Source organism: Microbacterium sp. CSI-V, from assembly GCF_001984105.1.
Lineage (GTDB): Bacteria > Actinomycetota > Actinomycetes > Actinomycetales > Microbacteriaceae > Microbacterium.
Genome location: NZ_MTQM01000005.1, coordinates 199,357 through 225,958, shown reverse-complemented (window position 1 = coordinate 225,958; position 26,602 = coordinate 199,357). Strand labels below are relative to the sequence as shown.

At 73.0% G+C, this 26,602-nt stretch carries 22 protein-coding genes and 1 pseudogene; 14 read left to right on the top strand and 9 right to left on the bottom strand.

Features of this window, described 5'->3' with window-relative positions; translation table 11 throughout:
- Positions 1 to 3 precede the first annotated feature (3 nt).
- Both CSIV_RS02150 and CSIV_RS02145 read right to left on the bottom strand, forming a co-directional pair.
- Positions 4 to 1,626 (bottom strand): ABC transporter permease, encoded by a 1,623-nt coding sequence (locus CSIV_RS02150; RefSeq protein WP_077049771.1) that lies wholly within the window; start codon positions 1,624 to 1,626, stop codon positions 4 to 6.
- Entirely contained in the window at positions 1,623 to 2,516 is an 894-nt protein-coding gene (locus tag CSIV_RS02145) for an ABC transporter ATP-binding protein (protein ID WP_175627538.1), read from the bottom strand. Before CSIV_RS02145 ends, CSIV_RS02150 begins: the two co-directional genes overlap by 4 nt.
- Positions 2,517 to 2,581: 65 nt before the next feature.
- Here CSIV_RS02145 and CSIV_RS02140 point away from each other — a divergent pair, with 65 nt between their 5' ends.
- Positions 2,582 to 3,772 carry a thiolase family protein gene (locus CSIV_RS02140; RefSeq protein WP_077049770.1) on the top strand — a complete coding sequence of 397 codons (1,191 nt, stop codon included), beginning with the start codon at positions 2,582 to 2,584 and terminating at the stop codon, positions 3,770 to 3,772.
- 128 nt (positions 3,773 to 3,900) lie between these two features.
- On the opposite strand, the gene CSIV_RS18775 is transcribed toward CSIV_RS02140, so the two are convergent.
- Both CSIV_RS18775 and CSIV_RS18770 read right to left on the bottom strand, forming a co-directional pair.
- Entirely contained in the window at positions 3,901 to 4,812 is a 912-nt protein-coding gene (locus tag CSIV_RS18775; RefSeq protein ID WP_443189829.1) for a bifunctional metallophosphatase/5'-nucleotidase, read from the bottom strand.
- Between the two features lie 249 nt (positions 4,813 to 5,061).
- Positions 5,062 to 7,392 (bottom strand): annotated as a pseudogene (locus tag CSIV_RS18770) (choice-of-anchor I family protein); the annotation flags it as partial.
- 168 nt (positions 7,393 to 7,560) lie between these two features.
- Here CSIV_RS18770 and CSIV_RS02130 point away from each other — a divergent pair.
- From CSIV_RS02130 to CSIV_RS02120, 3 genes are all read left to right on the top strand, one after another.
- Positions 7,561 to 8,283 carry a VIT1/CCC1 transporter family protein gene (locus CSIV_RS02130; protein WP_077049769.1) on the top strand — a complete coding sequence of 241 codons (723 nt, stop codon included), beginning with the start codon at positions 7,561 to 7,563 and terminating at the stop codon, positions 8,281 to 8,283.
- Positions 8,284 to 8,364: 81 nt separating this feature from the next.
- Complete coding sequence (locus tag CSIV_RS02125; RefSeq protein ID WP_077049768.1) at positions 8,365 to 9,528, top strand: acyl-CoA dehydrogenase family protein; 1,164 nt, start codon at positions 8,365 to 8,367, stop codon at positions 9,526 to 9,528.
- Positions 9,529 to 9,598: 70 nt separating this feature from the next.
- Complete coding sequence (locus CSIV_RS02120; RefSeq protein WP_077049767.1) at positions 9,599 to 10,387, top strand: enoyl-CoA hydratase-related protein; 789 nt, start codon at positions 9,599 to 9,601, stop codon at positions 10,385 to 10,387.
- A gap of 6 nt (positions 10,388 to 10,393) precedes the next feature.
- Here CSIV_RS02120 and CSIV_RS02115 read toward each other — a convergent pair whose 3' ends face one another.
- The gene (locus CSIV_RS02115) at positions 10,394 to 10,921 is read right to left on the bottom strand and encodes a MarR family winged helix-turn-helix transcriptional regulator (protein ID WP_077049766.1); all 528 of its coding nucleotides are present in this window, start codon (positions 10,919 to 10,921) and stop codon (positions 10,394 to 10,396) included.
- 136 nt (positions 10,922 to 11,057) lie between these two features.
- On the opposite strand from CSIV_RS02115, the gene CSIV_RS02110 reads away from it, so the two are divergent.
- Positions 11,058 to 12,023 carry a cytochrome b/b6 domain-containing protein gene (locus CSIV_RS02110; protein WP_083734943.1) on the top strand — a complete coding sequence of 322 codons (966 nt, stop codon included), beginning with the start codon at positions 11,058 to 11,060 and terminating at the stop codon, positions 12,021 to 12,023.
- Between the two features lie 243 nt (positions 12,024 to 12,266).
- On the opposite strand, the gene CSIV_RS02105 is transcribed toward CSIV_RS02110, so the two are convergent.
- Positions 12,267 to 12,842 carry a TetR/AcrR family transcriptional regulator C-terminal domain-containing protein gene (locus CSIV_RS02105; protein ID WP_077049765.1) on the bottom strand — a complete coding sequence of 192 codons (576 nt, stop codon included), beginning with the start codon at positions 12,840 to 12,842 and terminating at the stop codon, positions 12,267 to 12,269.
- Between the two features lie 55 nt (positions 12,843 to 12,897).
- Between CSIV_RS02105 and CSIV_RS02100 the strand changes: the two genes are divergently transcribed.
- The 5 genes from CSIV_RS02100 to CSIV_RS02080 are packed head-to-tail and all read left to right on the top strand — an operon-like array spanning position 12,898 to position 16,981.
- Positions 12,898 to 13,497, top strand: a complete 600-nt coding sequence (locus CSIV_RS02100; protein WP_077049764.1) for a biotin transporter BioY — start codon at positions 12,898 to 12,900, stop codon at positions 13,495 to 13,497.
- Positions 13,494 to 14,612: a class I adenylate-forming enzyme family protein gene (locus CSIV_RS02095; protein ID WP_077049855.1), complete on the top strand. Its 1,119-nt coding sequence runs from the start codon at positions 13,494 to 13,496 to the stop codon at positions 14,610 to 14,612. Before CSIV_RS02100 ends, CSIV_RS02095 begins: the two co-directional genes overlap by 4 nt.
- Positions 14,605 to 15,705, top strand: coding sequence for a thiolase family protein (locus CSIV_RS02090; RefSeq protein WP_077049763.1), 1,101 nt, complete (start codon positions 14,605 to 14,607; stop codon positions 15,703 to 15,705). Before CSIV_RS02095 ends, CSIV_RS02090 begins: the two co-directional genes overlap by 8 nt.
- Positions 15,702 to 16,391: an energy-coupling factor ABC transporter ATP-binding protein gene (locus CSIV_RS02085; protein WP_077049762.1), complete on the top strand. Its 690-nt coding sequence runs from the start codon at positions 15,702 to 15,704 to the stop codon at positions 16,389 to 16,391. Before CSIV_RS02090 ends, CSIV_RS02085 begins: the two co-directional genes overlap by 4 nt.
- Positions 16,385 to 16,981 (top strand): energy-coupling factor transporter transmembrane component T family protein, encoded by a 597-nt coding sequence (locus tag CSIV_RS02080; protein WP_077049761.1) that lies wholly within the window; start codon positions 16,385 to 16,387, stop codon positions 16,979 to 16,981. The genes CSIV_RS02085 and CSIV_RS02080 overlap by 7 nt, the downstream gene beginning before the upstream one ends.
- Positions 16,982 to 17,314: 333 nt before the next feature.
- Here the strand turns inward: CSIV_RS02080 and cofE are convergent, their stop codons facing one another.
- Together cofE and CSIV_RS02070 are read right to left on the bottom strand one after the other, a co-directional pair.
- The gene (gene cofE / locus CSIV_RS02075) at positions 17,315 to 18,094 is read right to left on the bottom strand and encodes a coenzyme F420-0:L-glutamate ligase (protein WP_077049760.1); all 780 of its coding nucleotides are present in this window, start codon (positions 18,092 to 18,094) and stop codon (positions 17,315 to 17,317) included.
- A 1-nt stretch (position 18,095) separates the two neighbouring features.
- Positions 18,096 to 18,602, bottom strand: coding sequence for a GNAT family N-acetyltransferase (locus CSIV_RS02070; RefSeq protein ID WP_077049759.1), 507 nt, complete (start codon positions 18,600 to 18,602; stop codon positions 18,096 to 18,098).
- A gap of 108 nt (positions 18,603 to 18,710) precedes the next feature.
- Between CSIV_RS02070 and CSIV_RS02065 the strand changes: the two genes are divergently transcribed.
- Both CSIV_RS02065 and CSIV_RS02060 read left to right on the top strand, forming a co-directional pair.
- Positions 18,711 to 19,610 carry a DUF817 domain-containing protein gene (locus tag CSIV_RS02065; protein ID WP_077049758.1) on the top strand — a complete coding sequence of 300 codons (900 nt, stop codon included), beginning with the start codon at positions 18,711 to 18,713 and terminating at the stop codon, positions 19,608 to 19,610.
- Positions 19,611 to 19,633: 23 nt separating this feature from the next.
- Positions 19,634 to 20,194: an acyl-CoA thioesterase gene (locus CSIV_RS02060; RefSeq protein WP_077049757.1), complete on the top strand. Its 561-nt coding sequence runs from the start codon at positions 19,634 to 19,636 to the stop codon at positions 20,192 to 20,194.
- Between the two features lie 68 nt (positions 20,195 to 20,262).
- On the opposite strand, the gene CSIV_RS02055 is transcribed toward CSIV_RS02060, so the two are convergent.
- Positions 20,263 to 21,258, bottom strand: a complete 996-nt coding sequence (locus CSIV_RS02055) for an acetylxylan esterase (protein ID WP_077049756.1) — start codon at positions 21,256 to 21,258, stop codon at positions 20,263 to 20,265.
- Between the two features lie 194 nt (positions 21,259 to 21,452).
- Between CSIV_RS02055 and CSIV_RS02050 the strand changes: the two genes are divergently transcribed.
- Together CSIV_RS02050 and CSIV_RS02045 are read left to right on the top strand one after the other, a co-directional pair.
- On the top strand, positions 21,453 to 25,064 hold the full coding sequence (locus CSIV_RS02050; RefSeq protein WP_077049755.1) for a proline dehydrogenase family protein: 3,612 nt from the start codon (positions 21,453 to 21,455) through the stop codon (positions 25,062 to 25,064).
- A gap of 503 nt (positions 25,065 to 25,567) precedes the next feature.
- Positions 25,568 to 26,578: a LacI family DNA-binding transcriptional regulator gene (locus CSIV_RS02045; RefSeq protein WP_077049754.1), complete on the top strand. Its 1,011-nt coding sequence runs from the start codon at positions 25,568 to 25,570 to the stop codon at positions 26,576 to 26,578.
- Positions 26,579 to 26,602: the final 24 nt, after the last annotated feature.

Sequence of the window (26,602 nt, the reverse complement as noted above, 5' to 3'; positions counted from 1 at the left end):
GCCTCAGCGCTCCGGCGCGAGCTCGCGGCGCCGTGCCGCCACGCCGGCGAGCGCGGCGGCGGCGACGACCGCGACCACGAGCCACACGCCGCCGCGCAGGTCGAGGGCATCGCCGTCGACGCGCGGCGCCGACGCGAACGGCGAGACGTGGACGGCGGCATCCGAGAGTCCGAGCAACGGGCCGAACAATCCCACGACGGTCGCGACTCCGACGAGGGCCCACCCGACGGGCAGCGACAGTCGGGGCGCGATCACGACGACCAGTGTCGCGATGACCACGAGCGTCACGGCGGCGACCGCCTGCCCGGCCGCCGCCACCGCGGCATCCCGGATGAGGTCCGTCTTCGACGAATCGGTCGCGAGCTGGCCGGCGGTCGCCCCCGCCGTCGCGGCGGCGAGGCACGCGAGCACGGCGCCCACGGCCACGACCAGGTACGCCCCCACCCACCGGACCGGGCCGACCCCCGCCGCGCGCACGGGTTCGGCGAGGCCGGCGGCCTCGTCCTGCCGCGCGCGAAGGACGGTCTGGATGCCGGCGCACGCGGCGAGCACCCCGGCCAGGGTGAAGAACACCTCGATGGCTCCCTGCGCGAGCGACCCCTGAGACGCGAGGGACTGCAGCAGGGCCTGCACCGAGGGGATCGTGTCGCCGATCTGCGAGATCGCGGTCGCGAGACGCGTCGACATCACCCCGACGATCGCTCCGCCCACCGCCCACCCGAGGAGGGATCCTCGGGCTTCGCGCCAGACGAGTCCGATCGGCCCAGAGAGGGCGACGCTTGCGACGGCTCGCCCGCGGCGTGCGGGCAGGAGCGAGCCGCCCACGTCCCGCGCGCCCGAGAGGACGAACGCGAGCACGAGGGTGACGGCGATCAGCCCGGCGAACGGGATCAGCGTGCCCGCCGCGTCCGAGTCGTACGGGCGCGTGTTCTCGGCCCACCCGAACGGCGACACCCACGCCAGGGGCGCACTCGTCATCCGTCGCAGGTCCGCGCTGGGCGTTCCGAGGGCGTTGCCGAGCCCGCACGCGAGGTAGGTGAGCAGCACGGCCCAGACGCCGATCGCGTTCGCCGTCCGCGCGGATGCCGCCAGCTGCGCGGCGACGAGTCCGACGCCGAGGAACGCGATGCCCGTCAGCGCCGAAGCGGCGCCCATCAGGACGCTCCCGGTCGGGGGGAACCCGATCGCGACGTACGTCAGGGTCACGAGCGCGCCCAGGACGACGTTGGCCAGGATGCCGTGCACCACCGTCGCGGCCAGTGGAACGGTCCGCGCCGCGGGGGTGGCGGCGATGAGCTCGGCGCGCCCGGAATCCTCGTCGCCGCGGGTGTGCCGCACGGCGAGGAACGTGCTCATGAGCGCGGCCAGCAGCGCGACGAACGGGAGGATGAGGAACGCGGTGAACGCTGCTTCGTCCGTCCCCGACGGCAAGCCGCGGAAGAGCAGCACCACCGGATTCGCCACGGCCGTCGCGAGCAGCGTCGCGCGGTCGGTCTCGGTCGGGAACGTCCCCCGCACCCCCGTGACCGCCGAGGCGGCGAGCAGCAGGGCGCTGACGATCCAGATCGTCAGCTGCACGGCATCCCGTCGCCATCGCGCCCGCAGGACGGGCCCGAAGCCGCTCACGGCTGCGTTCCGTAGTGCCGGAGGAACAGTTCCTCGAGCGAGGCCGGTTCGATCCGGAGCGACGTGACGCGCGCGGTCCCGAGCGCGGGGAGGAGGGATGCCACCTCGGCGGTGTCGACGGTGAGGTGCACGCGCCCGTCGCGGCGTTCGACCTCGTGCGCGCCGGGGAGCACGGGGAGGTCGCCGCCGGGGTCGGCGAACGAGACCTGGGTGCGGGTGAGATGCCGGAGGTCGTCGAGGGTGCCGTCGTCGACGATGCGGCCGGCGCGGATGATGCTCACGCGGTCGCACACCTGCTCGACCTCGGACAGGATGTGGCTGGACAGCAGCACGGCCGCGCCGCGGTCGCGGGCGCGCCGCACCTCGCGTTGGAAGACGACCTCCATGAGCGGATCGAGGCCGCTCGTCGGCTCGTCGAGCACGAGCAGATCGGCCGGCACGGACAACGCCGCGACCAGCGCCACCTTCTGCCGGTTGCCCTTCGAATACGAGCGGCCCTTCTTGCGCGGATCGAGTTCGAACGCCTCGAGGAGCCGCGCACGCTCCGCGCGATACGCGACGGTCCGCCCGCCCCCGCGGAGGCGCGCGAGCAGGTCGATCGCCTCCCCGCCCGAGAGGCCGGGCCACAGGTTCACGTCGCCCGGGACGTAGGCGATCCGCCGGTGCAGCCGCGCCGCGTCGCGCCACGGATCGGCGCCGAACACCGCGGCCGTCCCCCCGGTGGCCCGCGCGAGCCCGAGGAGGATGCGGATCGTCGTCGACTTCCCGGCGCCGTTCGGGCCGAGGAAGCCGTGGATCTCGCCCGGCCCGACCTCGAGGTCGAGACCGTCGAGGGCATTCGTGCGACCGTAGGACTTACGCAGCCCCACCGTGCGGATCACCGCGTCCATGTGGCGGAGATTACGCCCCGCGGCGTACCGTTGCCACCCTTCCGTTCCACCCCTGGAGGATCCCCATGACGGTCGCCCCGGCACAGTCCCGCATCGTCCTGGTCGCGGGCGCGCGCACCCCGATCGGCTCCTTCGGCGGCGCGTTGTCGAGCGTCGACGCGCACGAACTCGGCGCCGTCGCCGTGTCGGCCGCCCTCGAGCGCGCGGGCGTGCCGAAGGATGCCGTGGACGAAGTCGTCATGGGCTGCATCGCGCAGAATGGACCCGACGCGTACAACGCCCGCCGCGTCGCGCTCGCCGCGGGGCTGCCGACCCGGGTCCCTGCCTTCACCGTGAACCGCCTGTGCGGGTCGGGGCTCCAGGCGATCTGGTCGGGCGCTCAGGAGCTCCGCTGGGGAGGCGCCGACGTCGTCGTCGCGGGCGGCGACGAGAGCATGTCGCGCACGCCGTTCCTCGACTACGGCGCGCGCGGCAACGCCCGGCTCGGCGACCGGACGCTCCTCGACGGCACGCTCGCGATCCTCACCGACCCGTTCAGCGGCCGGCACATGGGCACGACCGCCGAGACCGTGGCATCCCGGTACTCCGTCTCCCGGGCCGAGCAGGATGCCTTCGCCGTCGAGAGTCAGCGCAGGGCCGCCCTGGATGCCAGCCGTGCGGCGTTCGCGGAGGAGATCGTGCCCGTGACGACCGGCGGCAAGCGACAGATCGAGGTGTCGGTCGACGAGCACCCGCGTCCCGGCACGACGCTCGAGGTGCTCGCCGGGCTGCGTCCCGCGTTCGCCGCAGAGGGGTCCGTCACGGCCGGCAACTCCTCGGGGATCAACGACGGCGCCGCCGCGGCCGTCCTCATGCGGGAGGAGGACGTGCGCGAGCGCGGGCTCACCGGCCTCGCCACCCTCGAAGCCGTGACGACCGCGGGTGTCGACCCCGAGATCATGGGGTACGCCCCCGTCCTCGCGCTGCAACGGCTCTGGCAGCGGACCGGGCTGACACCGGCCGACGTCGACGTCGTCGAGCTGAACGAGGCGTTCGCGGCGCAGGCCGTCGCCGTGATCCGCGACGCCGGCCTCGACCCCGAGAAGGTCAACCCGTACGGCGGCGCGATCGCCCTCGGGCACCCGGTCGGGGCGACGGGCGCGATCCTGACCGTCCGCGCCGCCCTCGACCTGCAACGCCGCGACCTCGAGTACGCCGTGGTGACGATGTGCATCGGCGGCGGACAGGCGCTGGCCGCGCTGCTCCGCCGTTTCTAGCCGGGGGAGCTCGCGCGAGTCGCCAGGAATTGTCGCCTCGGGCCGTCTCCGAGCGACAAATCCTGGCATCTCACGCGAAAGGCAACGGCCCCCACCCAAGGGGTGAGGGCCGTTGCCGGGCGGGAGGGTCAGACCGTGCGGCGCTTGCGGAGGGCGAAGGCCAGACCACCGGCGACCAGCAGGAACGCGCCGCCGAGGGCGAGGCCCCACGGAACCTCGGTACCCGTCGTGGCCAGTGCTCCCTGCGACCCGGCGCCCGCGCTCGACGACGGCGCAGGGACCGGCGTTTCGGTCGGCGTCGCGGTCGGGGTCGGCGTCGGGGTGGGCGTCGGCGTGGGGCCGGTGCCCTCATCGATCGGCTGCGCGCCCTTCAGATACGCGCGGCCGAGCGGCGACGGTGCCACCGTGCCCTTCGCGGCGAAGAACTCCGCCGTGGCCTGGAGGTCGATCTGGCCCGAGTCGGCCTTGCCCGTGCCCTGCGCGAAGGTGAAGAAGTTGTCTCCGCCCGCCGCGAGGAACGAGTTGGTCACGACGCGGTAGGTCGCGGCCGGGTCGATCGGCGTACCGTTCAGCGCGATGGCGCCGATGCGCGAACCCTTCGCCGCCGTCGGGTCGTACTCGAAGGCGAAGCCCTTCGACACGCCGAGCGCGAGGACCGGACGCGACGCCTCCGCGGGCTGCCACTGCTCCTCGAGCACCGACTTCAGCTGCGCACCCGTGAGCGACAGCGTCACGAGCGTGTTGCCGAACGGCTGCACGTTCGCCGCCTCGCGGTACGAGACCGAGCCGTCGTCGGTGCCGTACAGCAGGTCGGCGCGCAGTCCGCCGGGGTTCATGAACGCGATCTGCGCGTCCTCGCCGTTGAACGAGGGGTTCTCGCTCGCGGCCCACAGGTACACGTCGGCGACGGTGTTGCCGAGCGTCGAGTAGGCGCCGCGGTCCTCGCCGCCCGAACCGTTGACGGCGCGCTTGATGTCGGTCGTGATCGTGCCGACCTCGACCTGACCCTTGACGTCGGCGGTGGCCTTGGCATCCGCCACGATCTTCGCGACCTGCGTCTGCGGGTACGCGACCCACTGGGAGACGGTCGAGTCGTACAGCGCACGCACGCCCGGCGTGATCGAGACGAGCTTTCCGGCTCCGTCGAGGTCGATGTCGAGCGTGCCGAGGTTCGTGCCGTACTGGCCGGTCTGGATGACGGAGCGTCCGCCGATCTCGCACGCGTACTTCTGGTGCGTGTGCGCCGAGACGATGGCATCCACGTCGCTCGAGGCGTTGCGGACGAGGTCGCCGAAGTCTCCCGACTCCGTGGCGATCTTCGTGCAGTCGGTGCCCTCCGAACCCTCGTGGGCGAGGAGGATGACGATGTCGGCGCCGGCCGCCCGGGCGTTCTTCGCCTCGCGGTTGGCCGCCTCGACCTGGTCGCCGAACTCGATCGACGTGATCTTCGACGGGTCGACCATTCCGGCCGTCTGCTCCGTGACGGTGCCGACGAAAGCGACCTTCGTGCCGTTGACGTCCTTGATCGTGTACGGCTTCAGGGCGGGGGTCTTCGTGCCCTTCTCGTACACGTTGGCGCCGAGTGCGAAGTCGCTGAACTGGTCGGCATCCGGGTCGCCCTCGTACTCGGGGATGACACGGTCGGTCAGATCGGCGAAGCCGCGGTCGAACTCGTGGTTGCCGACCGTGCTGACGTCGAGCGTCGCGGCCGTGAGGGCCTTGATCGTCGGGGTGTCCTGGTCGATGAACGACTCGAACGCGCTCGCACCGATGTTGTCGCCGGCCGAGACGAACAGCGTGTTCGGGTTCTGCTGGCGGTACTTCTCGACCGCACCGGCGAGCACGCCCGCGCCCGCCACGCCGCCGGACTCCTGCAGCAGGCGCCCGTGGAAGTCGTTGATCGTCAGGATCTGCAGGTCGGGGGTCTTCGGCTGCGTCGGACGCACCTCGAAGACGGTGGTCGAGCCCGAGACCTCGTTGCCGGTGGTCAGCAGCGGGATGCCGGTGGGCGAACGCAGCGCCGAGACGAACGTGATGCCCTCGGGGCCGAGGTCGCCCGCGGCGGCCGTCTTGACGTCGGCGGAGGCGTCGCGGTTGTTCACGTACGTGACGTACGTCGCGTTGGTCGGGTCGGTGATGTCGTAGACCATCACGCCGCCGGCCCGCTCGAGGCCGATGAAGGCGTAGGTGCGGCCGTCGACCACGCCGATGGCCACGCCCTCGGGCTCGGGGCCCTTGTCATCGCTGCGGTCGTCGACGGTGTTGTTGTCGTTCGAGACGTTGAACAGCTCGGGGGCGACCTCCTTGAGCTTCTACTCGAAGTCGTCGCCGGAGTCGAAGACGAGCGCGCCCTTGGTGTCCCAGATCGAGAACGAGCGGCCGCCGTAGGCATAGAGCTCGCTGTAGCAGCCGTCGGCCGTCGTGCCGAGGTCGGTGACGACCTTGAGGCGTCCGAGGTCGGCATCCGCCGAGCGACCCGCGAGCGGCGAGGTCTCGCAGATGGGGGCCAGGTCCTTCTTGCCGAGGTCCTTGATGCGGGCCTCGTCGATGAACGAGCCCCACTCGCGGCCGTCGCCCTCGTTCGCGGTGACGAGGTAGGTCGTGGCCTTGCCGGCGACGCTCGCCGAGTACGACGCGATGCCGTCGGGCATGTACAGGCCCTTCAGGCCGGCGACGCTGCGGATGTTGATCCCGCCGTCCTTGTCGCTGGTGTCCAGCGCGCTCGCGCCCCAGTCCTTGTAGCCGAGGGGGAGGATGCCGGTGACCTCGGCCTTGGTCAGGTCCACCGTCGCGATGGCGTTGGCCTCCTGCAGCGCGACATACGCGACCGTCCCGTCGACGGTGATGTACTCGGGTTCGAGGTTGCGCGAGACGCGGTTGGCCGACAGGGGCGTGGAGCCCTGGTCGGGCGCGGCGACGTCGGGGCCGAACACGCGCACCTTCGGGTCGAGCGTCTTCGAACCGCCCTGCTCGAACGCGCGGAACCCGGCGGTCTTGACGGCGGTCTGCGCTGGAGCCGAGACAGTGGATGCCAGCGTGACGACGCTCACCGAACCCTCGGGGTCGACGGTGAAGGCGTCGTTCGGCTCGCCCTCGTTGGCGACGACGGCGTAGGTGCCGTCCTTGGAGAACGTGACCATGTCGGGCAGTGCTCCGACCGTGACCTCGCCGAGCGTGGCGCTCGCCGCATCGTCCTTGTTCGCGTCGAAGAACAGGAGGTGACCGGGGGCGGTCTTGTCCTCCGCCTCGAAGGCGACGACACCCAGGCCGTCGTCGCGCACGGCGATGGAGTTGGCGACGCCGTCCGAGGCGATGTCGTACAGCTTCGTCGGGTTCTTCGGGTCGCTGTTGTCGAGCACCGTCACGGTGCCCGCCTGCGCGTTGACGACGAACAGGCGGTCGCGGTACGCCTGCACGATCTCCGCGGCGGACTCCTTGTACACGTTCGTGTCGTAGGAGCCCACCGGGGTCAGGCCGATGGCCGCGCCGGGCGCGCTGTCGGAGACGGGCGTGGGGACGATGGCGGCGGAAGCCGCCGTCGCGCTCGTGAGGGCGAGCGCGCACACCGCCGCGGTCGTCGCGGTGAACGCGACGGCGCGGCGAAGGAACGACGAAGGCATGGCTGTGTCCTCGGGTGTCGGGGAGAGGATCCGTGCGGGGGCGCGGATCCCCGCCACTCTGTCGATCGGCGGTGACGGTCCGGTGAACGGGGTGGGAAGACACGGGGTTCTGTGTCGCCGATCTCACCTGGCGATCCGTCCCCCCGCGCACCGGGCTAACCTTGCGGCGTGACCGATTCGCCCGCCGGAGCCCACCCCGATGAACCGCACCGCCAGGGACTCGCCCAGCGCTTGAACTGGCTGCGTGCCGGCGTGCTCGGCGCGAACGACGGCATCGTGTCGACTGCCGCCGTGGTCGTCGGTGTCGCGGGGGCGACGAGCGAGGTCGGACCCGTGCTCATCGCCGGGTTGGCTGCTCTCGTCGGTGGCGCGATCTCCATGGCGCTGGGGGAGTACGTCTCGGTGTCCAGCCAGCGCGACAGCGAGCACGCGCTCATTCAGAAGGAGCGCCGCGAGCTCGCGGAGGACCCCGAGGCGGAGCTCGCCGAACTCGTCGGGCTGTACGAGGCGCAGGGGCTCAGCCGCGACACCGCGACGCGCGTGGCGACCGAGCTCACGGCATCCGACGCCCTCAAGGCCCACCTCGCCGTCGAGCTCAACATCGACGCCGACGACGTGGTCAGCCCGTGGGCGGCGGCACTCGCCTCGGCCGTGGCGTTCACGGTCGGCGCGATCCTGCCGATGCTGACGATCCTGCTCGCGCCGGTCGAGGTGCGCGTGCCGCTCACCTTCGTCGCGGTGCTCATCGCGCTCGCCGTCACCGGGTATCTCGCGGCGTGGATCGGGGGCGCGCGCCGCGGTCGCGCGATCCTGCGGACCGTGATCGGCGGTGCGCTCGCGCTCGGCGCGACGTACGCGGTGGGTGCGTTGTTCGGGGTCGCGGCGGGCTGATTCTTCGGCATCCTAGTAATTACAAGGACGTCCAACTAAAATCGCTCTCGCGACGACGACGTCGCCGAAATGGAGAGCCGCATGGACGCCACCCCTGCCCCCGCGCTCGACGCTCTGACCGCTGACGACCGCGCCGCCATCCTCGACGCCGTCCGCGAGTTCGCCGCGACCGAGCTGACCCCCCACGCCCTGGAGTGGGATGCCGCGAAGCACTTCCCGCGCGACGTCCTGCGTCGCGCCGGTGAGCTGGGCCTCGGGGGCGTGTGCGTCCGCGAGGAGTCCGGCGGCGCCGGCTTCCCTCGCCGTTTCGCCGTCGAGATCTTCGAGGAGCTCGCCGCGGGCGACCCGACGGTCACCGCGTACCTGACGATCCACAACATGGTCGCGTGGATGATCGACGCGTACGGCGACGACGCCCAGCGCGAGCGGTGGCTCCCGGGGCTCACCGCCATGGAGCAGCTCGGCGCCTACTGCCTCACCGAGCCGGGCGCCGGATCGGATGCCGCGGCGATCACCACCTCGGCCATCCGGCACGGCGACACGTTCGTGCTCACGGGCGTCAAGCAGTTCATCTCGGGTGCCGGCGAGGCATCCGTCTATGTCGTCATGGCACGGACGGGCGAGCCCGGGGCACGGGGGATCAGTGCGTTCCTCGTTCCGGCGGACGCTGCGGGACTGTCGTTCGGGCCGAACGAGAAGAAGATGGGCTGGAACGCCCAGCCCACGCGGCAGGTCGTGCTAGACGAGGTGCGCGTGCCTGCCGAGAACCTGCTCGGCGGCGAGGGCCGCGGTTTCGGGATCGCGATGGCGGCGCTCAACGGCGGTCGCCTCAACATCGCCGCGTGCTCGCTCGGCGGGGCGCGCTGGGCCATGGAACGCGCGGTCGCGTACGTACATGAGCGCTTCACGTTCGGCGAACCGCTCGCCGAGAAGCAGTCGGTCGTGTTCGCCGTCGCCGACATGGCCACCGAGCTGGAGGCGGCGCGGCTCCTCGTGCACTCGGCGGCGGAGCACCTGGATGCCAAAGCCCCCGACGCCGCGACCCGCTGCGCCATGGCCAAGCGTTTCGCGACCGACGTCGGCTTCCGCGTCGCGAACGAGGCGCTGCAGCTGCACGGCGGCTACGGGTACCTGCAGGAGTACGGCATCGAGAAGGTCGTGCGCGACCTGCGCGTGCACCAGATCCTCGAGGGCACGAACGAGATCATGCGGCTCATCGTCGGGCGGAGCGTGCTGGCCGCCTGAGGTCCGGAACCCCTCGGAGATGTCGGGGGCGCGTGCGACGATGCTGGAAGGACACCACGAGGGGAGCGGCATGGCCGATCACGCCGTCGAGTACGAGACGATCCGGGTCGAGCAGCGCGGGCGGGTGGGGTGGATCACCCTCGACCGGCCCGAGGCGCTCAACGCGCTGAACACGCGGTCCATGACCGAGGTCGTGGCCGCGGCGACGGCGTTCGACGACGCCCCCGACGTCGGGGCGATCGTGGTCACGGGCTCCGAGAAGGCGTTCGCCGCGGGGGCCGACATCAAAGAGATGGAGGGCAAGTCCGGGCTCGAGATGTCGCTCTCCGACCATTTCGGGGCGTGGGGCCGCTTCGCCGCGGTGCGGACGCCCGTGATCGCCGCGGTGTCGGGGTACGCCCTCGGCGGCGGGTGCGAGCTCGCCCTCATGTGCGACATCATCCTGGCCTCCGATCGCGCGAAGTTCGGGCAGCCCGAGATCCAGCTCGGGGTCATCCCCGGCATGGGCGGCACGCAGCGCCTGGTGCGGGCGCTCGGGTACTACAAAGCCGCCGAGCTGGTGCTCACCGGACGCATGATCGACGCGGCCGAGGCCGAGCGGGTAGGACTCGTCTCACGCGTGGTGCCCGCCGCCGACCTCCTCGACGAAGCGGATGCCGTGGCCCGGACGATCGCCGAGAAGCCCCTTCCCGCGCTGTACGCGGCGAAGGCGGCGCTCGATGTCGCACTCGAGTCGACGCTCGCCGAAGGGCTCCGATTCGAGCGGCAGGCGTTCTTCGCGCTGTTCGACACCGCCGACCAGAAAGAGGGCATGGCGGCGTTCCGCGAGAAGCGGCCGCCGAACTTCACGAACCGCTGAGTCGCGTCACAGCGGCTCGGGCGTCGGCGACGGGTCGGCGAAGTCGCCTGCGGCCTTGCGGAATCGGGCGATGATCCGCACGAGTTCGGTCGCGTCGTCGGCGGCGAGCCCCGGTTCGCGGAAGACCGCGTTCAGTGCGTCCGTGGCGTCGTCGACGCGGCGACGGCCGGCCTCCGTCAGCACGAGCAGCGCGGCGCGACCGTCGGTCGGGTGAGGTTCGCGCGACAGCAGACCGTCGCGGGCGAGACGTTCGACCGTGTTCGTGACGCTGGTGGGGTGAACCTGGAGTCGCGCGATGGCGCTGGCCATCGGCATCCGTCCCTCCCGGGTGAAGGCCAGGAGCCGGAGCATTTCGAAGCGCGAGAACGACAGGTCCAGCGGCTTGAGAGCGTGCTCGATGGATGCCGTGAGCAACTGGTGGGCGCGGATCACCGACGTCACCACGGTCATGCCATCGGCGGCGTCGTCCCAGCCGTGCGCGATCCACTGGCGCTTTGCTTCGGCGATCGGGTCGACCGGTAGGCGTCTCGGCATCCGTCCTCCTCCCGCCTCACCGTACCGGGCCTACCATCCTGCGGGTCGTCGACCAAGCGCGTGGTGCTCGCGGTCGAAGGACAGCCGGTTTCGGTATCGTCGGGAGGTCAGTCCTCGCTCCGGCCCGAAGAAGTTGATGGCGTCCACACCCCGCACCCCGCAGCGCGGGTCGTCGCGCGTCTTCGGCGCGCTGACTCCCGCGCAATGGATTGGCTCCGTGCTGCTGCTGGGCTTCGCGGCGCTCGTGCTGGCGGTCTTCATCGTGCTGATCGCACGGGTGCTCGTGTCGCTCGGGCCCGTCCGGGGCTTCCTCGACGTCTACTCCGGGTCGTCCGAGTTGCCCGCGGCGGCGCCCGTCGGCATCCCGGCGTGGCTCGGCTGGCAGCATTTCCTGAACAGCCTGTTCCTGCTGCTCGTCATCCGCTCGGGGCTGCAGTTCCGTCGTCAGAAGCGACCGGATGCCTTCTGGTCGCCGCGGGGCAACAAGCGGCGCCGCATCAGCCTGGCGCTGTGGTTCCACCAGGCGATCGACATGCTCTGGATCGCCAACGGCGTGATCTACATCGTGCTGCTGTTCGCCACGGGCCAGTGGATGCGGGTCGTGCCGACGTCGTGGGACGTGTTCCCGAACGCGGTGTCGGCGGCGCTGCAGTACGCCGCGCTCGACTGGCCGACCGAGAACGGCTGGGTCAACTACAACAGCCTGCAGCAGCTGTCGTACTTCGCGATCACGTTCCTCGCCGCCCCCCTCGCGATCGTCACGGGCGTGCGGCTGTCGGGGGTCTGGCCGAAGGATGCCGCTCGCCTTAACCGCGCGTTCCCCGCGGAGTGGGCGCGTCGCATCCACTTCCCGGTGATGCTGTTCTTCGTCGTGTTCATCGCCGTGCACGTGTTCCTCGTGCTCGCCACCGGGGCGCTGCGCAACCTGAACCACATGTACGCGGCCCGCGGCTCGGTCGACCCCGACGCCTTCGCCACCGACCCGACCGGGCTGCTGCTGTTCGCGGCATCCCTGCTGGTGATGGCAGCGGCCTGGATCGCCGCGCGCCCGAGCCTGCTCATTCCGGTGGCGCGCCTCTTCGGCGACGTGAAGCAGCGCTGACGCGGGTCTGCCCGCGCCCGGCGCCGTGCCCGCGCCGCCGCCGCGCCCGGCGCCGTGTCCGCCGCCGCGTCCGCCGAGCCCCGCGGGCGTCGAGATCACGTGATCCGGTCGAACGCACACGCTGCGGTCGTCCCCAACGTGTGCTCTCGGCCGGATTGTGTGCGCTCGGCCAGATCACGTGAAATGGCGCAGGATGCCGCGGCCTACGCCGGACGCCGCGGCCTACGCCGGACGCGCCGCGGCCTACGCCGGGCGCGAGGCGGACGCGTACAGCCCGCGGTGGATGAGGTCGACGCCGAAGGCGAAGTCGGCATCGGAGACAGGGGTCGCGCCCGGGGCGACGACACCGACGCTGTCGTACTGCAGTCGCTGCTGCTCGTGCCACACGTGCCCCAGGACGAAGTGCAGCAGCGTCGTCCCCGCGCGGGTCGCGACGTCGGGCGAGAATCCCTCGGCGGCCACCGCGGCGGTCAGGCGGTCGAGTGCCGCGGGCGAGCCGAGGCCGAGCGCGAGGGTGCTGGAGACCACCTCGGCGCCATCGCGGTAGGCGAGCAGGGCGTCGCGCAGCGCGCGTGCTTCGGCGACCACCCCCGACCCGTGCAGGAGGGATGCCGCTCGCCCGACGATCCGGTCGGAGAGCTCGGCGAGCAGCGACTGCTTGTTCGGGAAGTGCCAGTAGAGCGCGCTCGGTTGCACCTCGAGCCGCGTCGCGAGCCGACGCATGGTGAGGTCGGCGAGGCCGTCGTCGTCGAGGATGCGCAGGGCGGTCCGCGCGACGTCGTCGGCGGAGTGGCCGCGGCCGCGTGCGGGAGGAGTCACGGTTCTGACTATAGTGAACACCGTTCAGGTGAACGCTGTTCAGGTAAGGATCGACATGACCGCTCGCACTCCGGATGCCACCGACCTCGCACGCGTGGCCGTTTTCGCCGCGCTGATCGCGGTGCTCGGCCTGCCCGGCGGATTCTCGCTCTTCGGCGGCGTGCCCATCACCGCGCAGACGCTCGGCGTCATGCTCGCGGGTGCGATCCTCGGTCCGTGGCTCGGTGCGCTGTCGGTGACGGTCCTGCTCGTTCTGGTCGCCGTCGGGCTGCCGCTCCTTGCCGGCGGGCGCGGCGGCTTCGCGGTGTTCCTCGGCCCGTCGGCGGGATACGCGATCGGGTGGATCCTCGGCGCGATCGTCATCGGCCTCATCGTGCACGCCGGCAATCGACGCCCCGTGTGGTGGCGCACGGCGATCGCGATGGTCGCGGGAGGGATCGTGGCGATCTACGCGCTCGGCATCCCTGTCCAGAGTCTCGTGACGCGTCTGCCGCTCGCCGAGACCGCGCTGACGAGCCTCGTGTTCGTCCCGGGAGACCTCATCAAGGCGGCGATCGCGACGATCGTGGTGACGCTGCTGGTGCGGTCGTATCCGCGCGGCTTCCGCCGCCAGTGGCGGGCGCCCGCCGCGGAACCGGCCACCGTCTCCGCGTGATCGCGGTCGTCGACGGCGACCGGCCCGACCTGCTCGGGCACCTGGCCGAGCTGCGGACCGCCGGTGCCGTACCGCTCGTGACCGATCCGCGGTGGTCGGCCGAGCAGCTCGCGGCCGTTCGGCGGACGGCCGAGAGGGCCGAGGTGCCCGATGACACGGGGTGGGCGGCGCTCACCTCCGGCAGCAGCGGCGCGCCGCGGATTGTGCTGCGGTCTGCCGCCTCCTGGGCGGAATCCTTCGCCGCGGTCGCCGGGTTCCTCGACGCCGGTCCGGGCGCCGTCGTCGCGCTCCCCGCCCCGCCCGCCGCGTCTATCACGCTGTTCTCGCTGGCTCACGCCCTCGCGGGCGGTCCGCGCCCCGCCCGCGACGACTTCTCGGAGGCGACCTGCTTCCACGGCACGCCCGAGGCTCTGCGGGCGCTCCTCGATCGCGGAGTCCCGCCGACCCTGCGCACCGCGCTCGTGGGCGGATCGCACCTCGGCCCGGCACTGCGCGCCCGCGCCGAGTCCGCCGGCATCCGGGTCGTGTCGTACTACGGGGCCGCGGAACTCTCGTTCGTCGCGGTCGACGAGGGAGACGGACTGCGCGCGTTCCCCGGCGTCGACGTCGAGCTGCGCGACGGTGAGGTGTGGGTGCGGTCGGGGTTCGTGGCATCCGGGTATCTGGGCGACGGAGGACCCCTGCGCCGCGACGGCGCGTGGGCGAGCGTCGGCGACCGCGCGGAGGTGCGCGACGGCCGCCTCGTCCTGCGCGGGCGCGCCGATGACGCGATCCTCACCGCGTCGGCGACCGTCATCCCCGACGAGGTGGAGCGCGCGCTGCGATCGATCCCCGGTGTGCGCGACGCGGTCGTCTTCGGGATGCCGCATCCCGGGGTCGGAGCCCTCGTCGCCGCGTTCGTCGAGTTGGACGACTCCTCCGTCGGCGGCGCGCCGACGAGCGGTGCGGTCCCGGAGCCGCTGCGCGCCGCGGTCGCGCGCGGGCTCGGACCCGCGCATCGACCCCGTCGCTGGGTGACGGGTGCGCTGCCGCGCACGCCGTCTGGAAAGCCCGCCCGCGCCGACGCGGTGCGTCTCGCGACCGAGGTCCTCGATCGAGGGACCCGTCGTGCCTGATCCGGTGATCGTTGCCGCCCGGCGTACGCCCCTCGCGCTGCGCGGACGGGCGCTCGCCGGTGCCGACGTCGGGGTGCTCGGGGGTGCGGTCGTGGCCGCGGTCGTCGCCGATGCCGGTCTCGCGCACGGCGGGGACATCGCCGACGTGGTGCTCGGCAACTGCGTGGGGCCGGGCGGCAACCCCGGGCGCATCGCCGCGCTCGCCGCCGGGCTCGGACCCGCGGTGCCCGGTGGCACGGTCGACCGCCAGTGCGGCAGCGGGCTGGCGGCGATCCTGGATGCCGCGGCGTCCGTCCGCGCCGACGGGAGGCCGCGCGTGGCCGGGGGAGTCGAGAGCGCATCCACGGCGCCCGAGCGTTCGCGCGACGGCGTCGCCTACACGCGTGCGCCGTTCACCCCGCCCGGCTTCGCCGACCCCGACATGCTCCGCGCAGCCGAGGACCTCGCGGCGTGCGACGGAATCGACCGGGCGCGCCAGGACGCGCACGCGGCCCGCAGCCACCTCCACGCCACGGCCGCGGTCGCGGCCGGACGCTTCGACGCCGAGATCGTGGCGATCGGCGCCGCGCGCCGCGACGACGCGATCGCACCGAACGCGGCCGTGCGGGAACGGCTGCCCGCACTGTTCGCCGGGGGCACGGTCACCGCCGGGACGTCGACCCGCATCGGCGACGGCGCCGCCGCGGTCGTCGTGGCCGCGGCCGGATCCGGACTCGCGATCCGCGCGGGCGCCGTGGTGGGGGTCGATCCGGCGCTCCCGGGCATCGGTGCCGCGCCGGCGATCGAGGCCGTCCTGGCTGCGGCGGGGGCCTCGATCCACGACATCGCCGCGATCGAGCTCGTCGAGGCGTTCGCCGCCCAGAGCATCGCTGTGCTCTCGCGGCTGGGGATCGCCGACGACGACCCGCGCGTGTGCGCGGACGGCGGGGCCCTGGCGCTCGGCCACCCGTGGGGAGCGAGCGGCGCCGTCGCCGTCGTGCGCCTGTTCTCGCGCCTGGTGCGCGGCGGGGCGCCGGCGGGGACGATGGGTGTCGCCGCGGCATCCATCGGCGGGGGTATGGGAGTCGCCGCGCTCGTGGAGGTGGTCCGATGACCGGAGTGCTGCGCTGCCGCGACCTGACCGTGCGGCTCGACGGACGCGCCGTGCTGAGCGGGGTTGACCTCGACCTGGACGCTCGCACCATCGCGGTGATCGGTGACAACGGGTCGGGCAAGTCGACGTTCGCGCGGGTCGTCGCCGGTCTCGTCCGTCGAGACGCCGGCGACGTCGAGGTTCTGGGCCTCGACCCCGACCGGGATGCCGCGGAGCTCCGGCGTCGCGTCGCCCTGGTGCTCAGCAACCCCGACGCGCAGATCGTGATGCCGGTGGTCGGCGACGACGTCGGATTCTCGCTGCGCGCGGAGCGTCTGCCCAGAGCGGAGCGTGCCGAGCGGGTGGCGCGCACCCTCGAGCGGTTCGGGCTCACCGAGCTCGCCGAGCGGCCGGCGCACGACCTCTCCGGCGGGCAGAAGCAGCTGCTGGCCCTGTGCGGGGCGTTCGTCCGCGCCCCCGACCTCGTCGTCGCCGACGAGCCCACGGCGTACCTCGACGCGCGCAACGCGCGCCGCGTCGCGGATCACCTGCTCGCCGACACCGGCCACGCGCTCCTCCTCGTGACGCACGACCTCGCCCTCGCGCGGCGCTGCGACGCCGCCGTGCTGTTCGCCGACGGTGTGGTGAGCGCCGCGGGTGCGGCATCCGACGTCGTCGACGCCTACGAACGGGCCCTGCGGTGCTGACCCTGTACCGCCCCGGTGACGGGCTCCTGCACCGGATGCCGGCGGGCCCCAAGATGCTGCTGCTCGCGGTCGTCGCGGTCGGGCTGGCGGCGCTGCCGACCGCCGCGTGGGTGGCGGCCGTCTGCGGGGTGGCCGTGCTCCTCGCTTACGTCGTGTCGGGCATCGGCGTGCGGGAGCTCGGGCGGCAGGTATGGGGGCTCCGCTGGATCCTCGCGATCACCGTGATCGGCCAGCTCGTCTTCCTCGGCCCCGAACCCGCCCTGGCGAACACGGCGCGCGTCGCGGCGGCGCTCCTCGTCGGCGCCCTGCTCCCGCTCACCACCCGCGTGGACGACATGCTCGACGCTCTCGAACGCGGCCTCGGGCCGCTCCGGGGGATCGGGGTGGATGCCGAGCGCGCCGCGCTCCTGCTGGCGGTGACGATCACGACGATCCCCGTCCTCGCGCGACTGGCCGCCGAGGTGCGCGAGGCGCAGCGCGCCCGGGGTGCCCGCCCGTCGCTGCGCGCGGGGATCATCCCGTTCGTCGTGCTGTCGCTCCGCCACGCCGACCAGCTGGGCGAGGCGCTCGCGGCCCGCGGCGTCCGCTGAGCGCGGGGTCCTGTGTCCCGCGCGCGCGCCACGGCTGCGAAGTGCGCCACGGCCGCGAGGCGCGACCGTGTCCGCGAGGCGCGACCGTGTCCGCGAGGCGCGACCATGTCCCACTTCGGGTCGTTCAGAGGCCCTCTCGCCAGCAACTACTGGGACGCAGGCCGCCACAAGTGGGACGAGGGTGCGCTGCGCCGCTGACTGCCGAGGCTCTCCAATCGCGAGGCCGCGCGCCGCCGCTGAGAACCATGTCCCACTTCTTGTCGCTCAGCGGCCGCCTGAACAGCCAGTACTGGGGCATGCGCCGCCATAAGTGGGACGAGGGGACGCCGCCGCTCAGTCGGCGGATTCGGCAGCGGAGTCGCCGGCCGCGCGGCCCGCGGCGAACCCGGCGGAATACGCCTCGTCGGACCCGAGGGCGAACATGTCGCGCTCCGCGGGGCGCACGATCGAGCGGGCGCCGGGGAGGTCGAGGTCGCCCACGAGGTCGGCGCGGCCGCGCACGAACGCGACGGGCAGACGCGCCGCCTTGCCCTTGACGAGGTCGGTGGCCGCCGCCAGTTCGTCGGCGACGCACGGCAGCGTGACGACGAGGGGGCGGCCCTCGGCATCCGTCGTCCCGCGCAGATCCTCGAACACGTGCACGCCCGCGGCGCCGATCGCGTGGTCGGTCTGACCCTCGCGCCAGGCGCGGCCGAGCGTGTCGGTGATGAGCACGCCGACGTGCGCGCCGGTGGCGAGGCGGAGCCCGGAGGCGATCGCGCGCGCCGACGCGTCGGGATCCTCGGGCAGCAGCAGCACCGTGCCCTCGGGGGTGTTGCTGGCGTCGACCCCGGCCGCGGCCGCCACGATGCCGAGGCGGTTCTCGACGATGCGGGTCACGTGTCCGGCGGGGGAGGTGCGGGATGCCACGAGCCGCACGGTCTCGCGGGTGATCGCGTCTTCGCGGTCGTCGGCGCGGAGGATGCGGCCCTCGGCTTTGGACACGATCTTGCTGGTGACGACGACGATGTCGCCGTCGCGCAGGGTGTCTCCGGCGGCATCCGCGATCACCTCGACCAGGTCTGCGCCCGGCGAGATCTCACCGATGCCGGCGAGGGCCCAGATCTGCAGCACGTCAGCGGACGAAACGCACCTCGGTGAGTTCTTCACCGAGGAAGGGCTCCACGTGCGAGGCGCCGTCGAGCGCGAACCCGTTGCGCGCGTAGAAGCGGTGCGCGCGAGGGTTGTCCTCGGCGACCCACAGGTACAGGCCTTCGTCGCCTTCGACGGCGGCGTCGAAGAGCTGCTGCCCGATGCCCGTGCCGTGGAACTGGTCGAGCAGATAGATGAAGTAGAGCTCGCGCGGGCGCGGGGCGTCCTCGTCGCGGGCAGGGCCCGAGCCGACGAAGCCGACGATCTCGCCGTCGACGAGGGCCGCACTCATGCGGTAGTCATCGCCCTGGGCGGCCCAGTGGGTCCAGAGCTCGGCCATGCGCTTGGGGGAGACCGCCTCGAGGGCGGCCGTGCTGATCAGGTGGTCGTACGTCTCGTGCCAGCACGTCGCGTGCACGCGGCCGAGGGCCTCGGCATCCACATCTCGCACCGGACGGACGACGATGTCGGTTCGGGTTTCCGCAGTCATGGCGCGACTCTACGCGGCCCTTCCGCCACCGGGAAATCGACCTCGGACGACCCGGCGATGCGGTAGGACCCGGGCATCCTGCCAGGGTCGCGTGCCACGATCCCGGGCATGATCGCGCGCCCCGCCCTCACCTCGGTCGAGGCGCGCATCGACGCTTTCGCGAACCGCCTCCTCCGCTCGGCGCCGGCGACCGGCGCGCGGGCGCGCCTGGTGGAGTTCGCCGTCTTCGTGCTGAAGCAGGCGTGGGCGTGCGTCTTCGGCGCGACGTTCCTCGCGGTCGTCGTCGCCGCGAAGCTCTGGTACCCCGACGACGCCGCACTGGCCCGCAACGATGCGCTGACGATCGCCGCCGTGGCGATCCAGGTCGTGATGGTGGCCGCGCGGCTCGAGACGCTGCGCGAACTGCGCGTGGTCGTGCTGTTCCACGTCGTCGGCACGGTCATGGAGCTGTTCAAGACCGACGTCGGCTCCTGGATGTACGCGGCCGACGGAGTGCTGCGGATCGGGGGCGTGCCGCTGTACAGCGGCTTCATGTACGCCGCGGTCGGCAGCTACATGGTGCGGGTGTACCGCCTGTTCGACCTGCGGTTCTCGCGCTATCCGCGGCGGTGGCTCACCGCGATCGTGGCCGCGGCGATCTACGCGAACTTCTTCACCCACCACTGGATCGTCGACCTCCGCTGGGCGCTGGTGGTGGCGGTCGTGGTCCTGTGGGGGCGCACGACGATGCGGTTCCGCTTCTTCCGGGGGACGTTCCGGATGCCGCTCCTCCTCGCGTTCGCGGGTGTCGCGGTGTTCATCTGGCTCGCCGAGAACATCGCCACGTACGCCGGGGCGTGGCTCTACCCGTCGCAGGTGGGCGGGTGGCATCCGGTCGACGCGTCGAAGCTGTCGTCGTGGTTCCTGCTGATGATCGTCTCGGTCGTCCTGGTGACCTGGGTGTATCCGCCGCGCGAGCCGGACCCCGTCGCATTGTCGGCAGGGGACAAACAAATCGTCGTTCCATAGGAAGATCACTACGCTCGCCGGTCGTGAACGTTCTGTGGCGCACCCTGCTGGTCCTCTTCCGCGCGCGGCGGCGACTGCGTCGCGAAGGCCCCCTCGATCCGAGCGCGGTCGGGCGGATGCGACTGCGCGTGCTGCCCACCGACATCGACCTGCTCCGCCACCTCAACAACGGGCGCTACCTGTCGCTGTTCGATCTGGGGCGATGGGATCTGCTGACGCGCACCGGGATCGCGGGTGCGATGACCTCGCACGGCTGGTACGCCGTGGTGGCCGCCGAGACGATCACGTTCCGCCGTTCGCTGGAGCTGTGGCAGCGGTTCGAGCTCGAGACGCGGCTGCTCGGACACGACGATCGCGCCGTCTACCTCGAACACCGCGCGGTCGTCGACGGCGAGATCTTCGCGCGGGCGATCATCCGCGCGCGCATCCTGCGGCGCTCGGGCGGAACCGTGCCGCACGAGGAGCTGTTCGCCGCGGTCGGGCGCCCCGAGGGCGTGCCCGACGTCGAGCCGTGGGTGCACGAGTGGGCCGCGGCGTCCGCGCTGCCCTCGACGAAGCGCCCCGCGCCGAGCGACTGGCGCTGAGCCGCCTGTTGCGTGAGTCGCCACGATTTGTCGCCTCGGGCCACGGCCAGGCGACAAATCGTGGCGACTCACGCGTCCGGGGCGTCCGAAACGCCGAAGCGCGCGTCGAGCCACGCGACCTGACGCGCCCAGTGGCGCGTGCCCCCGCCCTCGTGGCCGTTGTACGGGTAGACCTCGATCGCGGCATCCTCGGATGCCAGGGCGTGGAACGCCGCGAACACCCCCGACGGCAGCACGATGTCATCCATCAGCGCGACCGAGAAGAACGCCGGCGCCTGGATGCGGCGGGCGAGGATCGCCCCGTCGATGTGCGACAGCGTGTGCAGCGCCGCGGCGGTGTCGTCGCGGTGGATGGACAGCCATCGCGTGACCTCGGTGAACGGGGCGGAGGGCGTGCGCACGATGGCGTTCGGGATGTCGCACAGGAACGGCACGTCCGGGAGGACCGCGGCCACCGCGTCGCCCGACAGTGCCGCGGCGGCGATCGCGAGCGCACCGCCCTGGCTGCCCCCGGTGACGGCGATGCGCGTGGCATCCACTCCGGGGAGCTCGCGGACCACGTCGACCAGACGCGCGGCGTCGGTGAAGAGACGGCGGTAGTAGTACTCGTGCGGGTCGTGGATGCCACGGGTCATCACGCCGGGGTAGGCGGCGGTGGAGCCGTGGGGGTCGGGGGTGTCGCCGATGCTCCAGCCGGATCCCTGGCCGCGCGTGTCCATGATGACGTGCACGTAGCCGGCGGCCGCCCAGGCGATCTTGTCGCCGGGGAGCCCGCGACCGCCGCCGTAGCCGATGAACTCGACGACGGCCGGGAGCTGTTCGCCGCCGTGCGGGCGCACGACCCAGCCGCGGATCTCGTCGCCGGCGAATCCGGTGAACGTGAGGTCCTGGATCGAGAGAGCGCGCACCGGTCCGTCGACGCGCGTCAGCGTCGCGGGCCGCGCGGCGGCACGGGCTTCTGCCAGCGTGTCGGACCAGAACGCGTCCAACCCGTCGGGCTCGACGAGCTCCGGGCGGTACTCGCGCAGAAGCTCGAGGGGCATGTCGGTGAAGGTCTGAGCCATGGGGGTCTCCAGGGTCGGGGCGAATCGACAGTAGCGAAAGAGCGCTCGCGCGAGGAACGCGACGCGGGGTCACCGCGACGCGGTGGGACATGGGTCCCACGGCATGACGCGCGGCCGGCCCCTTTCCGTGTCGATTCGGGGCCGCGCGGCGGGGCCGCCCGGGGCTCGCGGGCGCCGTGCCTAGGCTGTGGAGCATGAGCGAGAACGACCCGCACGCGCACGGTCCCCTGCTCTCCGCCGACGCGGTCGAGCGCGCCACGGCCCTGGCCGCGACCTTCGCCGCCTCCACCCCGACCCTCTCGTCGCCCGTCGCGTCCCCCGAGGCCCTGGACTTCCTCGCGCGCGCCGCGGACGGCGTGCTGCGACCGGAGGGCACGACGGCGCCCGCGGCCGCACTGCACCGCCTCGCCGGCGACGTCCCGGCGGCGCTCCCGTGGAGGGTGCGCGGTGCGGTCCAGCTGGGCGGTGCGATCGCTCCCGTGCTCCCGAGCCCGGCGGTGCCGCTCGCCCGCCGTGCCCTCTCGGATGCGCTCTCGCCCCTGTCCCTCGACGCGCGCACCGATCGTCTCGGCCCCGCGCTCGTCGCGCTCGGCGCCGATGCCGTCGCCGACCTGCGGCTCACGGCACCGACCGTCCGGGGCGAGTCGGCCGCACGGCACCGGCTCGACGGCATCCGTGCCCTGGCCGCCCGCGACGACGTCGCCCGGGTCTCGGTCGCGGTGCGCGAGGTCGTCACCGGGCTCTCGCGGTGGGCGTTCGAGGCGGATGTTGAGCACGCCGCGGAGCGGCTGCTGCCGCTGTTCCGGGATGCCGCCGGCGCGGGCACGCGCGTCACGCTCGTCGCCGAGGGGCGCGACGACCTCGACCTCACCGTCGCCGTTCTGACCCGTGTGCTCGAGGAGTCGAGCCTGTCGGCCGCCGACGCCGGCATCGCGCTGCCGATCGCCGTCCCCGAGGCGCTCGGCGCCCTGCGCGAGCTCGCCGCCTGGGCGCGGGTGCGGGGCGTCGCCGGGGGAGCGCCCCTCGCGGTGCGCCTCGACGACGCGATCCCGGCCACCGACGACGCGCTCCGCGCCGCGCGGCACGGCTGGCGCGCCCCCGCCGTCACCGCGACCGCCGACCTCGACGCGCTCGCCGTCGCCGCCGTGCGCGAGGCCCTCGGCCGCCGGGCCGCCGAGGGGCTGCGCGTGGCTTTCGCGACGGGCGATCCGGTACGGGCGGCGATCGTGCGGGTCCTGGCCGACACCGCCGACGTCCCGATCGACCTCGCCCTGCCGCTCGGCGTGGCCTGGAGCGTGGAGGGTGCCCACATCGTGCTCGCACCTGTGGTGCACCCGGACGACGCGGATGCCGTGGTGGCACCGCTCGCTGCGCAGGCGGCGGAGCGACGCGCGTCCGATGACGACGTCCACGCCCGGGTGACGACGGCCCTCGCGACGCCCGAGCTCTCACCGGCCCCGCCGCGCGAGCCGCAGCGCGGAACCGTCCCGACGCCCCCGATCCTGCGCGAGCCCGCCGCCGACGACTCACCCGAGCCCGGTCTGACGCAGGCCGTCCTCGGCATCGCCCGCGACGCGGCCCCCGGCGACACGCAGGCCCTCGGCCCCGATGTCCAGCAGATGCTCTTCGGCGGGCAGGCGTTCGTCGACACCGCGGTGTTCTCGGTGCGCGAGACCGCCGAGCTCTCGGGAGCCGCCCCCGGGTTCCGCAACACCTCGGCCGCCGATCCCACCGTCGCCGCGGACCGGGCCTGGGCCCATGACGTCCTCGCCGCGGTGAGCGGCTCCACCGCCGGAGACGCGACGGCCGCGGCCGGTCGCATCGACGACGAGGCCGGCCTGGATGCCGTCGTCTCGCGCGTCCGCGAGGCCGCGGAGGAGTGGGGGAGCCGCGCGGCGACCGAGCGCGCAGCGGTGATCGAGGCGGCATCCCGCGCGCTCGCCGAACGCCGCGCCGAGCTGGTCGAGGTGCTCGCGTCCGAGGGCGGTGCGCTGTTCGCCGAGGCGGACGCCGAGGTCGACGAGGCCGTCGACGCAGCCGCGTACTACGCGCTGACCGTGAAGGAGCTCGACCGGGTCGCCGGTGCGGTGTTCGTGCCGGACTGCCTCACGGTCGTCGCCCCCCGCTGGAACTCGTCGGTGGGTCTCTGCGCCGCCGAGACGCTCGCGGCGCTCGCCGCCGGATCGGGTGTCATCCTCACGCCGTCGCCGCGCGCGCGGCGGGCGGGCGCGGTCGTCGCCGAGGCGCTCTGGGCGGCGGGGGTTCCGCGGGACGCCTTCGCTTACGTCGATCTGAACGAGGAGGCATCCGGTCGAGCGCTGCTGGTCCACCCCGGCGTCGACCGGGTGCTGCTCGCGGGCGCGCGGGCGACCGCCGAACGGTTCCTCGAATGGCGCCCCAGCCTGCCCCTGCAGGCGCTGACGGCCGGCCGCAACGCGGTGGTCGTCGCCCCGTCGGCCGACCTCGACCGCGCCGTCGCCGACATCGTGGCCGGGGCCTTCGCCCGAGCGGGGCAGGCCGCGACCGCATCGTCACTGGTGATCCTCGTCGGCGCTGCGGCGCGGTCGACACGCTTCCTGGAACAGCTGAAGGATGCCGTGGCGTCGCTGCGCGTGGGTCCCGCCGACGACCCGCTCTCCGACGTCGGACCGCTCGTCGAGGAGCCGCAGGGCGACGTGCGCCGCGCCCTCACCGTCCTCGCCGACGGGGAGCGCTGGCTCGTCGAGCCGCGCGAACTCGACCTCGGTCCCGAGACGGCGGGCCGCTTCTGGACCCCGGGCGTCCGCACGGGCGTCCACGCCGGTTCGCACCTGACCCGCACCGCTGTGGCGGCGCCGGTGCTCGGCATCCTGCACGCGCCGACCCTGGGCCGGGCGATCGAACTGCAGAACGTCGTCGGGTCCGGGTTCGTGGCGGGCCTCCACACCCGCGACGCCGCCGACCTCGACCTCTGGCTCGACACCGTCGATGCCGCCGTGCTGCGGGTGAACCGCCCCACGACGGGCGGGGTCGTGCAGCGCGAGCCCCTCGGCGGTCGGGGGGTTTCGGGCGTGGGCCCCGGTGCGATGTCGGGCGGCCCGAACCGACTCGTCGCGCTCGGGTCGTGGCGGCCGTCGTCGGGGGGTCCGGCGTCGTCGACGCTGCATCTGCGCGGCCTCGACACGCGCATCTCCTCGCTCATCGAAGCGGCGCAGCCGACGCTCGACTACGCCGCGTTCGAGTGGCTGCGGCGCGGCGCGCTGTCGGACGCCGTCGCGTGGGACCGCGACTTCGCACGGGTGAAGGACGCCTCGCGCCTCGGCCTCGAGCGGAACCTGCTGCGCTACCGCCCCACCGACGTCGCGATCCGCGCCACCGCCGACGCCCCGTGGCAGGCGGTGCTCCGCGTGCTCGTCGCGGCCGTGCGCTCGGGTTCCGACTTCAGCCTCAGCACGCCGGTGGGGCTCCCCGCCGCAGTACGGCACCTGCTCGGCGAGAGCGCGGTGCCCGTGTCGGTCGAGACCGACGAGGAGTGGCTGCAGCGTATGGCGGGTGGCATCCCGGATGCCGAGCCCGCGGGCGATGCGGTGATCTCCCCCCTGCCGCGACCGTCGCGCGTGCGGCTCGTCGGCACGGCCGAGACGGCGGAGACTCTGCGCGTCGCGCTGGCCGAAGCGCTCGGCGGCGACCCGTCCCTGACGGTGTACTCCGGCGAGGTCACCACCGCGGGCCGCATCGAGCTGCTGCCGTTCCTGCGCGAGCAGGCGATCTCGATCGAGGCGTTCCGCTTCGGCCGCCCCGACCCCTGGAGCGCCGAGGTCATCTGACGCCCGCGGGCGGGGCGGGGCGGGGCGGGGCGGGTGGCGGCCGGTGTGAGCGGCGCCGTGGCCGGTGCCGGCGCGGGCGTCGCGGCCGGTGCCGGCGCGGGCGGCGCCGTGGCCGGTGCATCGCGGCATCCAGTTCACGTGATCTGGGCGAGCGCACCCGCCGTGACGCGCTTGCGCCACGTGATCTCGGCCAGGTCGCGTGATCTCGCGCCCCTCGCGCGCGCCCGCCCCCGACCGCCTGCCCGTCGCCGAGCGCACACGCCCCGGTCGAACGCACATGATCGGGGCGTCCGGAACGTGCGCGCTCGGCCGGATCGTGTGCGCTCGCGGGGCCCGGGCCGCCGGGCCGGCATCCAGGTCGCGTGATCTGGGCGAGCGCACCCGCCGTGGCGTGTTTGCGGCGTGTGATCTCGGCCAGGTCGCGTGGTCTGGGCGCACGGCGGCGCGGGCGCCCGCGTCTGCAACGTTGTAGAGTCGGCGCACAGAGGTGGGGGAGGGATGCCATGAGCGCAACGCTGCACGATGTGGCACGCGCGGCCGGGGTGTCGATCAAGACGGTCTCGAACGTGATCAACAACTATCCGCACGTGCGGTCGGCGACCCGCGAGCGGGTCGAGGCCGCGATCGACGAACTGCAGTACCGCCCGAACCAGGCGGCGCGGAGCCTCCGGTCGGGCCGGGCCGACATGATCGGGCTCATCGTCCCGGATCTGCGGAACCCCTACTTCGCCGAATTGGCGGACGACGTCATGCGCGCGGCGCGCGCGCACGGCTTCTCCGTGCTCATCGAGCAGTTCGACGCGGAGCGCGACAGCGAGCTCGCGGCCCTGCGCGGCGCGCGACGCCGAGGCCTTGACGGCGTGCTCTACTCGGTGCTCTCGCTCGGTGAGGACGATGCGGCTCTTCTGGACGAGGTCGGGATGCCGATGGTGCTGCTGGGGGAGCGGATCTTCCACTCCGCGCACGACCACGTCACCATGCGGAACACCGAAGCCGCGTACGCTGCGACGGCTCATTTGATCGCGACCGGACGCCGACGCATCCTCGCGCTGGGGTCGCACCCCGGTGAGGTCGTCGGCTCAGCGGGGCTGCGTCTTCGCGGTTACGAAGCGGCCCTGGCCGAGGCGGGGCGCGAGCTCGACCCGAGGCTCGTCGTGCCGGTGGACCGATGGCACCGGATCGACGGCGCGGAGGCCATGCGTGCCGTCCTGTATTCGGGGGTGCAGTTCGACGGGGTCGTCGGCTTCAACGATTCCCTCGCCCTCGGCGCGATGAGGGTGCTGTTGGAGCGCGGGGTGCGCATTCCCGAAGAGGTGGCGATCATCGGCTTCGACGACCTCGACGAGACGCGGTATTCGCTGCCCGCGTTGACGACGATCGACCCCGGGCGGTCGGAGATCGCCCGAGTGGCGGTGGACCTTCTCGTCGAACGCATCACGGGTGCCGGCGAGATCGCTCCGCGGGAGTTCCTGGCCGATTTCCACCTCGTGGAGCGCGAGTCGACGCGGTCGTGAATCGCGACTCGTCGGCGCAGGGCG